The sequence below is a fragment of the Niallia sp. Kr1 genome, from assembly GCF_050389805.1.
Taxonomy (GTDB): domain Bacteria; phylum Bacillota; class Bacilli; order Bacillales; family Cytobacillaceae; genus Bacillus_BD.
The window spans coordinates 4,502,501-4,514,984 of the sequence record NZ_CP130945.1; the positions used below are offsets into that span (position 1 = coordinate 4,502,501).

Consider the following 12,484-nt stretch of genomic DNA (forward strand, 5'->3'; position numbering starts at 1 on the left):
TCCACATCTCTACGCATTTCACCGCTACACGTGGAATTCCACTTTTCTCTCCTGCACTCAAGTCCCCCAGTTTCCAATGACCCTCCACGGTTGAGCCGTGGGCTTTCACATCAGACTTAAAGGACCGCCTGCGCGCGCTTTACGCCCAATAATTCCGGACAACGCTTGCCACCTACGTATTACCGCGGCTGCTGGCACGTAGTTAGCCGTGGCTTTCTGGTTAGGTACCGTCAAGGTACGAGCAGTTACTCTCGTACTTGTTCTTCCCTAACAACAGAGTTTTACGATCCGAAAACCTTCATCACTCACGCGGCGTTGCTCCGTCAGACTTTCGTCCATTGCGGAAGATTCCCTACTGCTGCCTCCCGTAGGAGTCTGGGCCGTGTCTCAGTCCCAGTGTGGCCGATCACCCTCTCAGGTCGGCTACGCATCGTTGCCTTGGTGAGCCGTTACCTCACCAACTAGCTAATGCGCCGCGGGCCCATCTGTAAGTGACAGCCGAAACCGTCTTTTAGCTTACCAACATGAGTTGGTAAGAATTATCTGGTATTAGCTCCGGTTTCCCGAAGTTATCCCAGTCTTACAGGCAGGTTGCCCACGTGTTACTCACCCGTCCGCCGCTAATCTTTGGGAGCAAGCTCCCTCAGATTCGCTCGACTTGCATGTATTAGGCACGCCGCCAGCGTTCGTCCTGAGCCAGGATCAAACTCTCCAATAAAGTGTTTGATAAAGCTCATAAAGTTTGTTGCAATTAAGCAACTAGTTTTGTTACATATAGTAACTAGAATTAACGTTGACGTTATCTGCTTTGTTTAGTTTTCAAAGAACAATCTGTCGTTGTTTGAACGACTTTTTAAAGTATATCATTTACATTCGTTGAAGTCAACTGTTTTGTAGAAGTTTTTTAACTTCTCATCTCAGCGACAAGTAATAATATATCATCTAAATTCGCTGAAGTCAACTTCTTTTTAAAACTTTTTTAAAACCTATTTTTTTACTCTATTTATTGCTCTATTAGAAATAAGGGCAACGGAAAAATATATTATCATCTCCACAAACATAAATCAACCCATTTATAAAAAAAACTCCTCTCAAAATGAAAGGAGTTTTACTTTAATTATCTATATTCTATTAGAATGCTTTATTAATCGCATCTTCGATGTTTTGTTTGTTCATGCTTTTCTTAATATACTTTTTAGTCACGTTAATATCCTTATGACCAGCTAAGCGAGCGACTGTTTCGACATCAACCCCATTGTCAATTAGTCTTTGACAGAACGTATGACGAAGAAGCTGGGGGGTGACGTTATATTCCTTTAACATATATTGAATAGTTCTTTCCGATAACCTTTCACCGGTGTTTTCGGAAATAAAAACAGCTTCAGAAGAATGCGAATCTAGATATGCCTTTAAGTACTCTCTCGCCTCTTTTGAGAGTGGAATCACTCTCGTATCTTCACTTTTATCCACAGTTAATTCGTGGTTCTTTAAATCAATATAAGAACGATCTAAGTTACATAACTCTGATACACGAATTCCAGTATGAAGTAGCACATGGACGATGGCTATATTTCTCAAGTTTCCATCTTCTTTAACACGTTTAATAAGATCGGCATATTCTTTTTCAGACAATGTTTCAATATGATTATTTTTTTCTACCGGTTGTAGTTCTAATCCAAATGTTAGTTCAGGCTTTCCTAGGTATTTCGCAAAAGTACGGATCACACCAACCGTTTTATCAATCGTTGTTACACTTTTTTGTTGCTCTTCTAAATGATAGATGTAGGATTGTATATCGACTTTTTTTAAATACCCAATGCCTGTTCCACGTTCCTGGAGCCACTCTTGATACTTTTCCATTTCACGTTTATACGTTTTAATCGTATTCGGTGATTTTTTTTGTTCCTGTAACCAATCACAAAAGTTTTGTATCAGCGGAGCAGCTTCAAAAGAATGTTTGTTCAATTCAGGACCCTCCCTACTTGGACTTACTTTTATCATAACATATTGAAGGAATCTTCTGTGAATCTTCTTTTTGTAATATTTTTCAATTATTTAATAAAACTACCTAGTTTATAAATTAGACCACTTCAAATATGCCAGTGGAGTTGGAACAAACCATACCTATTTATATAAAGAAACAAAGGACATGATATGAGGTTAAAAATCCACCTTTATACTATTTTTTATAAGAAAGTAACAACTATATGGGTCAGAGTAACAGGTCCTTGCAATTCGTAAATACCTATAACAAAAAGTGGTACTCACCCATAGTTTTAGGTGTGTACCACTCTTTTTAATTACATGTTATGTAATATCTAAATTGTACTGAAACATGAGTCGAGGGACCTGTCCCCTCGACTCATTTGAAACACTTAGAACCGTCCCCTTGTTTCAAGCTGTTGCTTTGTTTTGTGTTTTTATTTCTTTGGATTCCCATTTGTTAAGGATTGCTGCATTGGCAGTGTTGCCAAGTACGTTTAGCAATGTTCTAAATCCTTCTGTTAGGCGATCGACACCTGCGACGATAGCAATCCCCTCTAATGGTAGTCCTGCAGCTGTTAAGACTGTTGACATCATAATGATTCCTGCACCGGGAACCCCTGCTGTGCTAAAGGAAACGATCACCGTACTGATCATGACGCTCACAATGAGGATCGGTGTTAACTCTACATTGAAAAGCTGCGCGATAAATAAAGCGTTAAATCCTTGCATAATGCAAGCGCCATCTCGTTTTAATGCTGTTCCTAATGAAATCGCAAAACCAGCAATCTCTTTTTTCATTTTAAAAGGACCTTGCGCGTTTTCGATCGCAACCGGTAAAGCTGCGTTGGAGCTTGACGTACCAAACGCAATACCGAAAGCTGGCAGGAAGCTCTTCCAAAAATGAACAGGTGAAATTTTCATGAAGCTTAAGAATAAGAAATAAGCAAAAATCATCACGACAACCGCTAAAATTAATCCCACGATATACATCACCAGTTTTTGGACAAGTTCCATTCCTTGAGTGGCAATAACTGAGCAAATTAAAGCAAAAACTCCAATAGGTGAAAGCTTTAATACAACGGTAGTAATTTTCCCAACAATCTCATGAAAACTTTCAACAAAGGATACAAATGGATTCGCCTTTTCCCCAGCAAGACGGATACCCACAATGATTAGAATGGCTGTGAAGATAACTTGCAATAAGTTACCCGTTGAAAACGCCTCAAATGGATTCGTTGGAATAATGGAGACCAGCCAATCCAGGATTCCTTGCCCTTCAGGCGCTTCTGGCTTCGTTAATTCACCGATATCGTTTACGGAATTTCCAGGCTTTAAGATTGCGGCAGTTGCCATTCCGATCACAAGAGCCACTAAGTTCGTTACAATGTACAAGGATAATAATTTTCCTGTAAGTCGTCCGACTTTTTCTGAGTTTTTAATACTAGTAAAACCAACAATAAGTGAGGTAAAGACAATCGGTACAACAATAAATTGAATACTTCTTAGAAAGATTTTCCCGATTGGCGATAACACATATTGGTCCAAACCAGGTACAATACTTGGAAAAAATAAATTAAGAATGATTCCTGCAACTATACCGAGTAGTAAACTAACGGTAATTTTGGTTGATAGTTTCATATAAGCACCCCTTTAATCCCGACTAAATAAATAGGATTAATTATAATAGTTTAATATAGATGACCTCCTAGTTATTGTCAAGAGAGTTTTTTGAAAATAGCGAAACATGGACGGTTCTGCATGTTTCACTACCTTTTTTGAAACAGCGAGAACCGTCCCCTTGTTTCACATCTTTTTTGAAACGCGCAGAACCGTCCCTCTGTTTCTTATTTACTAGTTTTCCTACCGTAAAGGTAAGTCTAATCTATCATTTTGCTTTGATTTACTGATTCTTCATGAAATATTTAACAATTCTAAATAGTGGTTTTCTATACTCTGGTTGAATGAAAAGGAGGAATATAGACTATGAAAAAGGTATCTTTATCTCTATTAACTGCATCGGTTGCAGTGTCTGCCATGCTAACACTGCCTCATGCACCAATGATTCAGGCAAAAGAGGAAACATTGAACGATCAGGTACAAGAACTATCACGTGGGACAAGTTGGGAGAAGCTAGATCAGATTGATCTTCAATTTGATGTTTTTCATCCACAAGGAATGACAAAGGTAGGGGATCTGTATTTTATGTCATCTGTGGAGATTATTGAAGGAACAACCCGATATGAGCAGCCTATTGATGGCTACGACCGTAGTCCTGGTAAGGGCAAAGGACACTTATTTGTCTTTAATGAGCAAGGAGAACTTTTAGAGGATATTGAACTTGGTGAAGGGGATATGTATCACCCAGGTGGGATTGATTACGATGGCAAATTCATTTGGGTCCCTGTAGCAGAATATCGTCCAAATAGTGAATCTATCGTTTATAAGGTGAATGCGGAAACGCTGGAAGTCGAAGAAGCATTTCGTGCGGATGACCACATTGGTGGAATTGTGAAAAATGACAAATCCCAAAAACTTCACGGAGTCAGCTGGGGATCTCGGCTATTCTATGAATGGAATCATAAAGGGAAACAGTTAAATGTTGAAGATAACCCTAGTCATTTTGTCGATTATCAGGACTGTGAAAGCACTGGAAATGGCCAAATGATTTGCAGCGGAATTACCAATCTGCCAAACCCTGCAAATAATAACAGTTTCCAACTAGGTGGACTCGCCCTACTCGATTTGAAAAATAACGACATCCTGCATGAAGTGCCAGTTACAGAACTTTCACCTAAGGGAAACGTAATCACTCGTAATCCGGTATTCCTTGAAAAAGCTGAGGAAGAAATCAAGTTATACGCTGTACCAGATGACGATGATGCTTCCTTGTTAATCTATCAAACTACGAACCTATCCAAATAACGAATGCAAAGGTTTATGGAAAAACAATGGAGGGTGCACGCACAAGCCTCCCCTCCCTCTTTTAAGAAAGGATGAAAAAGATGAAAGCCACTAAATATGTTTTTGTTTTGATGATGATTTTCGGTTTGGTCGTGACTCCTTTTTTACAGGGACCTCACCAAGCAGAGGCGGCTAGTTCGTCTGCTTTTAAAATTGCGGTTTTGCCTGATACCCAAAACTTATCAAGAAGCCATCCAGAAATCTTTAAGGCTCAAACACAATGGATTGCCGACAACTACCAAGAACAGAATATCGAGTTTGTTGTTCACCTCGGTGACATCGTGAACAACAACAATGTTCCACAGTGGGAAGTTGCTTATGATGCGATGCGCACGTTAGATGGGGTTGTTCCTTATTCGGTTACACCAGGGAACCATGATATGGGAGAAAACGGTTCGGCCAGTACACGTGATACCACTTTATTTAATACTTATTTTCCGGTAAGTGATTTCTCTAATACAGAGACGTTTGGAGGCGTTTATCCAGCGGAACCGGACAAATATGATAACAATTATCATACCTTCAGCGCTGGTGGAACGGATTGGTTAGTCCTGTCACTGGAATTTGGACCAAGAGATCCGGTATTGGATTGGGCGAACGAAGTGGTGGCTTCTCATCCGAATCACCGTGTTATTGTTGTAACGCATGACTATATGTTTTCTGATGAGACCCGTCATACTACGGGACACGCTTGGAATCCACATAATTACGGTGTAGCTTCAGAGCCAGGCGGGGTGAATGACGGAGAAGAAATGTGGCAGAAATTCGTTAAGAAGCATCCTAATATTTCAATGGTACTGAATGGACATGTGTTAAATGATGGACAAGGCCGTCGTGTTTCCGTTGGAGACTATGGCAACAAAGTCTATCAAATGCTATCAAACTACCAGATGCAAGCAAATGGAGGAAATGGGTTTATCCGTCTTTTAGAAATTGATCCAGAGGCAGGAACGATCGAAGCAACCAGTTACTCCCCTTATCTAGACCAATACAAAACAGACTGGCAAAATCAATTCGAATTTAAAAACGTTGAGCTTGGCACACCTGATTCGAAAGTGAAAAAGCCTAGATATCTTTTTAGCGATGATTTTAGTTTGGAAAAAAAACGTGAGGATACCGAGCTTAACAACGGCTGGACGGTCGTGGATGAAGGAAAAATTGACGGACCATCCAAATGGTCAGTTGTAAATGGAGAAGTCGTACAATCTTCCAATATCTATGGTCCGAATGTTCCGGCTGTTGATAATCGTAAGGGTACCTTTGCTTATTACGACAGAGGTAATTCCCTGAACTGGACGGACTACACCTTCTCCGCTACATTACGCGCTACCGATAATGACGGAACAGGTCTAATGTTCCGCTATCAGGATCCGGAGAACTACTATAAACTAGAATTGGACAACCAGCGTAAATTTTCTAAGCTTTTCAAAGTTGTGGATGGCGTGGAAACAACACTGGCTCATGTGGCTGAACCAGGATATACACCTGGGACTAAATTTGACATCGAAATTAAGGTGGTTGGAAATCAAATCCAGGTGTTCCGTGATGGAATCGATCTATTCGGAGGTCCAATCATCGATGATTCTCACTCTTCAGGGACAGTTGCTCTCTATTCTTGGGGAAATCAGAGCAACTACTACGATGATGTAATCGTTAAAGATGCTAACACTTCTAGAGAACTTTTAAAGGATGATTTTAACAAGGGTAAGCAGCAACAGGTTGAGGACAAATTAATGAACAACTGGGAGATCATGGATGAAGGAACGATTGACGGACCATCTAAATGGTCGGTCGTGAGAGGAGAACTCGTACAGTCCTCCAACATCTATGGACCGGATGTACCTGCGGTTGACCATCGCAAGGGCACCTATGCATTTCTCAACAAGAACAATGCATTCCAATGGAAAGATTACTCCTTCTCAGCTACATTACGCTCAACCGATAATGACGGAATAGGTCTGATGTTCCGCTATCAAGATCCGGAGAACTACTATAAGCTTGAATTGGACAATGAACGCAAATTCTACAAACTCTTCAAGGTTGCGGATGGCGTAGAAACTACACTGGCGCATGAAGCTAAGCCCGGATATATCCCAGGTGCCAATTTTGAATTAGAAGTCAAGGTAATTGGTAACCAGATCCAAGCATTCCAGGACGGAATCGACATCTTTGGTGGTCCGATTATCGATGATTCCCATCCAAAGGGAACCATCGCTTTATACTCATGGGGAAATCCGAATAGCTCCTTTGACGATGTAATCGTGGAAAGATAGAAACAAGGGGACGGTTCTCGCTGTTTCACCAGTTCACGTTTTTTAACAAAGTCACTGTGACGCATCGTTTTCTTGTTTCATATATTTTTCGGTGTTTATCCATAATAAAGCCCTGTGACACATAACCTGTCACAGGGCTTTTGACTACATATTGATTCCTACATATTCGAAGCTTCACCATGACCATTTTAAAAAATGAAACAGACAGAACCGGCCCCATGTTTCCTCCAGATATGGTCATGGGAAAAGCCTGTCCCGTCCCTTTGCCACCGTCTAATTATTTCAAAAAGTGAAATAACGAGAACCGGCCCCATGTTTCAATTTAGTACCTTCGTAGAGTAATACGCTTTCGCATACATAATTGAAAAAACAATTGTTACGAGATTCAAAAATAGATATAGAATGAGCGTTTGATCCATTCCGATTACTTCAGAAAGCGATCCTGAAAGAATAGAGGTTACCCCACTTCCGATACCTGTGTAAGCTGCTACGGAAAACATTTGAAATGATGTTCGTGTCTCTGGTGAGGATAAATCATCAGTCAATTTCTTCGAAGCAACCATGAATAAAGGCATGGTGAAGGCTTGTAGTAACCCTGACAAGATTAAAATATATAGGTTGTTAATAAATAATAATATAAGAATCCGAAATAACATAATAGAAATAGATATCGTAAGGATGTGGACACGCTTTATTTTTTTCATTAGATGTTTGGATAATATGAAACAAGGGATTTCAGAAAATGCGACGATGGCCAAATATAGTCCCATGTGGAATTCCGTTGCACCTTCTTCTTCCATTAAGATCATCGTGAACATTCCAACCATTCCTAAAAGCATGTAAAAACAGATATAAATCCCATTCAAATATTGGAATCTCTTATTCTGAATTAACGCTTTAAAGGATACTTTTTTTTGACTATGTTTGTCACCTTGTTTTTGAGCGTCTTGAATGGGACGCATAACGATCAATAGGATGAGCGCAAAGATGATAAACCAAATCGGTATCATTTTAAAATCAAAAAGGGTAAGGAGCCATCCTATGACGGCCGTTGAAATCCCCCACCCAAGCGAACCAAATGCTCGAATTTCACCAAATCGATTTTCGAGTTCTGAACTTGATTCTATAATCCAACTATCGATCAAGCCAATTAAAGCCGATTGAAAAAAAGAAACTCCAACGATCGCCGCGATAAAAGATAGAGGCGCTTCTGCCCCATACAACCAAAGAACCATGCCAGATAAAAGAAGAGTCCACAGAATAAAGATCACTTTAATTTTTTTAATAGAGTCACAGAGGATACCTGTTCCTAATTGCCCGATGATCCCAGTAAGTGTACTAATCGTCATTAATAGGCCAATGTCTGCATTTGAAGAATTCCGGCTAATTAAATAAGGAAGAAAGAATCCCTGTGAAATGGCTAACATCGAACTAAATGAAAAATAAAATGATTTAAATTTAAATAAAACAGAGGATTTCATTTAATGAATTTAACCTTCAATGTATTGTTGAAGTCGCTTAGCATCCTCTATTAAATCTTCCGCTGAGTCATAGCCTGTCTCCATAACAATGGTTCCTTGATAGTTTTTATTTTTTAACTCGTTAAACATCGATCCATAATCAATCGTCCCCTCACCGATACTTAAATGAAGATCACAGGTTCCATCATTATCATTCACATGGATATGTGCAATTTCAGATTGAAGTTCATTAATAAACTTTGCAGGTTCAATTCCACAGCGGTACGCGTGTCCACAATCAAACAGTGCTTTAACATTTGGACGGTCCACTTCTTTTAAAATCGAATCCAAATCGTTCGCGGAATAGACAATTTCTTGAGGAAGCAGAACATTTTCCAGTGTCAAAATCATCTGTGTACTTGAAATATAATCAGATAAATCAACTAGCGCTTCTATAGTTAATTCTCGGGCTTTCTGTTTCTTATTTTCACTAGCCTTAATCAGCCGTTCCTTTATTTGACTGTCTCCAGTAACCGGTATATCCATGGTACCGATAGTACCAGGGTGAATGGGCAGCATTATAGCCCCACAACTTTGGGCAAAATCAATCGATTCTTTTATTTGGTCTATAATCGTTTGTCGTACAAAGGTATTCCCGTGACCAAGATCAAGATTAGTAGGAATATGCATACTAACCATTGGAGAGAACTCATTTATTAAATAGCGGATTCCTTTTACATAAGAATCGGAATGGTTGTTTCCATCATTAAAAGGAAATTTAATTTCAATCGCTTCATACCATTTTTCACCTAACAGTTTTTCACCCATGCTAACAATTTGATTTTCGGTTAGATGTAACGGAATATGATACCCTTTCTTCATAGCAAACACCTCATGTAAGTAAAATTTCCTTCAAAACACTTTTACGATATTTTTTTGTACATGCCCGATAAAAATCCGGGTGCAAATTCGACAGGCGAATTTGATTCCAGCCCATCCTGCTATTGATCTACCCTAACTCCATGAAATAAAAATCGTTTTCTATCACATGATCAAAACTTAAAATCACCTATCTTACCAATCTTTTGGCTGATAAGGATAATGAGGAATGTGATAGCTACTTGCACAACTCCATAGGTCATCGAAAGACCAATATTAAAATTATAGGTTTTATTAATCATTTCAATTGAAATGGGAACATTATGGACCGTATACATCATGGCTGATGTCGTATAATCCCCTAATGCACCAACAAATCCAAGCAATGCACCCGCTAATATACCAGGCATGGCAATAGGAATGACGATTTTTCTGAAAGTAGTAAACCAATTTGCCCCCAAGCTGCGTGATGCCTCCTCAAGGGAATCATGCAATTGCAGAAGGGATGCATTTGTTGAGCGGACAACCAGTGTCAACATTCCGATAAAATAAGCAAGAGGTAAGATCCAATAGGTTCCCACTAAGACTTGTCCAAAAGAGAAAAGATTAGGAGTATTAAAGCCAATAACCATATTAATGGCTACGGTACTTGCAGGAAGAGCCCAAGGTAAAAGAACTAGAATTTCAACGAGCCATTTAATTTTCATTTTTGTTTTTACAATAATATAAGAAGAAATGCTTCCTACAATAATCGCAAGAATGGTAGCTAGCAGCGACATATTGATACTATTAATAAAGGGTTGCATCACTTTAGGCTCTGTAAAGAAATCAATATAATTATCAAAGCTGAATGTTTTTGGATAAATATCAGCAATCCAAGTGCCTTGTTTAACAAATGATAGCAAGATTAAAGTTAGAATCGGTAGAATAATAATGAGAACAACAATAACAGAAATAAATATAAATAGAACCTTCAATACCGGATTCTTCACCGTTATCGTTCCCATTACATTCCCTCGCGTCGAAATCGTATAATCCTTTCGTGATTCATACCAACGCATAAAGATTAGAAAAGCAACAGAAATCAGGGAGAGCATAATTCCTTGCACGGCTGCAAGTTCTAAATTGTTGTTTACCTTTGCCATTAATATTTGGATACTCATGACCCGAAACGAGCCTCCAACTAACATTGGAGCTGCAAAGGATCCAACCCCACTCATAAAGGTTAAAATGGAGGAAGCGACCATAGCCGGTGTTAACAAAGGCAGTATAATGGTACGGAATACTCTCCAGTTGGAAGCTCCCATATTTTTAGCAGCTTCAATTAATGAATGATCAATTCTCTTTAAAGCTGCCGAAACATTGACATAAAAAAAGACATACTGCGTATAGGCATGAATAAACATAATGCCCCAAAATCCCTTCAATTGGAAAGGTATACTGTCCATATGCAGGGCAAATTGAATCGTCTTCGTCACAAGTCCGCTTTCTCCATATAGTTGAATAAACACTAGGGTAATAACAACACCCGGAAGCATAATGGGGGATAAAAGCAAAATATTAACCATTTTCTTTCCAGGGAATTCAAAAGCATTCACAAAGAAAGCGAGCATCGTTCCAATCAACCCGCAAATAATAACGGTAGCAACTCCAACAAGTATCGTGTTATAAAAGGCTTCCATATTTTTGGAGTAGGTAAAAAATTCCTTAAAGTACCCCAACGTAAATCCCTGTTCACCAATCAAACTAATTTTTACTGTACTTAAAGTCGGGTAAAGAATAAAGCCTATGAGAATCCAAAGTAATGGAATCAGTGCAAGAGTTATTCCAATCCTTTTCCTCCATAAACTGGTCATTATACTTTCTCCTCCTGCCCATCAGGAATAAGAGATAGTTCCTTTGGATCCACTGATAAAAATACTTCTTCACCGATTTCATAGTGACCATCTTGAAGGGGCGCCACATCTACTTGAAATTCGAGCCCCCGAACATTCATGATGTAAGAAGAGTGTGAGCCATAATACTGCTTACTTTTTACAATTGCCTGCCACTCATTTACCCCATTTGTTGCCGTATAAGATAGTGTTATCGATGTTGGGCGTACTAACAGAAAAGAACCTTTTCCTTCATTTTCTATTACTACAGGCAATTGATTTTCAATCAACATCTCATTTCCCCGTTGGTTTACTCTAAAAAGATTGGCTTCGCCTATAAATTTTGCCACAAAAGAATTAACAGGATTTTCGTAAATACCTTTTGGTGAACTGATTTGTTGACAAATTCCTTTATTGAATACAGCAATCTCATCTGACATCGTTAAGGCTTCGGTTTGATCATGTGTTACATAGATTGTCGTAATCTTAAGTTCCTTTTGAATTCTTTTTAATTCAAACCGCATTGTTTCTCTTAATTTTGCATCTAAATTGGATAACGGTTCATCCAATAACAGAATACTCGGTTCAATTACGAGTGACCGGGCAAGAGCAATACGCTGCTGTTGGCCACCAGATAACTCTGATATTTTTCTATTTTCATAGCCATCAAGTTCGACCATTTTTAAATATTTTTTTACTCGATCCTTTATTTCCGTTTTACGTAGTTTCATCATTTTTAACCCATAAGCTACATTATCAAAGACGTTCATATGAGGAAATAAAGCATAGTTTTGAAATACCATTCCTACCTTGCGTTTTTCAGGCTCTAAATGCGTTACATCTTCATTCCCAATGTAGATCGTTCCTTCTGAAGGCGTAGTAAAGCCGGAAATCATACGTAATGTTGTCGTCTTTCCACATCCCGAGGGACCAAGAAAGGTGAAAAAGCTTCCTTCCTTGATCTCCATATTTAGATTATTTACAGCTGTATATGAATTAAAGCGTTTTGTTACATTTTTTAAAATCACAGATGTCATTAAGCTCTATCTCC

General features: G+C 38.9%; 8 protein-coding genes and 1 rRNA gene (1 of these 9 only partly in view). 2 read left to right on the forward strand and 7 right to left on the reverse strand.

Annotation, left to right across the window (positions count from 1 at the left end; all coding sequences use genetic code 11):
* The 3 genes from Q5760_RS22215 to Q5760_RS22225 all read right to left on the reverse strand — a co-directional run.
* Positions 1 to 718, reverse strand: a 16S ribosomal RNA gene (locus tag Q5760_RS22215); it reaches 832 nt to the left of the window's first position.
* Positions 719 to 1,131: 413 nt separating this feature from the next.
* A complete protein-coding gene (locus tag Q5760_RS22220; protein ID WP_428909734.1) occupies positions 1,132 to 1,965 on the reverse strand; it encodes a tyrosine-type recombinase/integrase in 834 nt (277 codons plus the stop codon).
* Between the two features lie 429 nt (positions 1,966 to 2,394).
* On the reverse strand, positions 2,395 to 3,624 hold the full coding sequence (locus tag Q5760_RS22225; protein ID WP_428909735.1) for a dicarboxylate/amino acid:cation symporter: 1,230 nt from the start codon (positions 3,622 to 3,624) through the stop codon (positions 2,395 to 2,397).
* A gap of 345 nt (positions 3,625 to 3,969) precedes the next feature.
* On the opposite strand from Q5760_RS22225, the gene Q5760_RS22230 reads away from it, so the two are divergent.
* Together Q5760_RS22230 and Q5760_RS22235 are read left to right on the forward strand one after the other, a co-directional pair.
* A complete protein-coding gene (locus Q5760_RS22230; protein WP_428909736.1) occupies positions 3,970 to 4,908 on the forward strand; it encodes a DUF6454 family protein in 939 nt (312 codons plus the stop codon).
* A gap of 80 nt (positions 4,909 to 4,988) precedes the next feature.
* Positions 4,989 to 7,220 carry a family 16 glycoside hydrolase gene (locus Q5760_RS22235; protein WP_428909737.1) on the forward strand — a complete coding sequence of 744 codons (2,232 nt, stop codon included), beginning with the start codon at positions 4,989 to 4,991 and terminating at the stop codon, positions 7,218 to 7,220.
* 317 nt (positions 7,221 to 7,537) lie between these two features.
* Here the strand turns inward: Q5760_RS22235 and Q5760_RS22240 are convergent, their stop codons facing one another.
* From Q5760_RS22240 to Q5760_RS22255, 4 genes are all read right to left on the reverse strand, one after another.
* Positions 7,538 to 8,701 carry an MFS transporter gene (locus Q5760_RS22240; protein ID WP_428909738.1) on the reverse strand — a complete coding sequence of 388 codons (1,164 nt, stop codon included), beginning with the start codon at positions 8,699 to 8,701 and terminating at the stop codon, positions 7,538 to 7,540.
* A gap of 9 nt (positions 8,702 to 8,710) precedes the next feature.
* The gene (locus tag Q5760_RS22245) at positions 8,711 to 9,562 is read right to left on the reverse strand and encodes a sugar phosphate isomerase/epimerase family protein (protein WP_428909739.1); all 852 of its coding nucleotides are present in this window, start codon (positions 9,560 to 9,562) and stop codon (positions 8,711 to 8,713) included.
* 170 nt (positions 9,563 to 9,732) lie between these two features.
* Positions 9,733 to 11,415 carry an ABC transporter permease gene (locus Q5760_RS22250; RefSeq protein ID WP_428909740.1) on the reverse strand — a complete coding sequence of 561 codons (1,683 nt, stop codon included), beginning with the start codon at positions 11,413 to 11,415 and terminating at the stop codon, positions 9,733 to 9,735.
* Entirely contained in the window at positions 11,415 to 12,470 is a 1,056-nt protein-coding gene (locus tag Q5760_RS22255; RefSeq protein ID WP_428909741.1) for an ABC transporter ATP-binding protein, read from the reverse strand. Before Q5760_RS22255 ends, Q5760_RS22250 begins: the two co-directional genes overlap by 1 nt.
* Between the last annotated feature and the right edge of the window lie 14 nt (positions 12,471 to 12,484).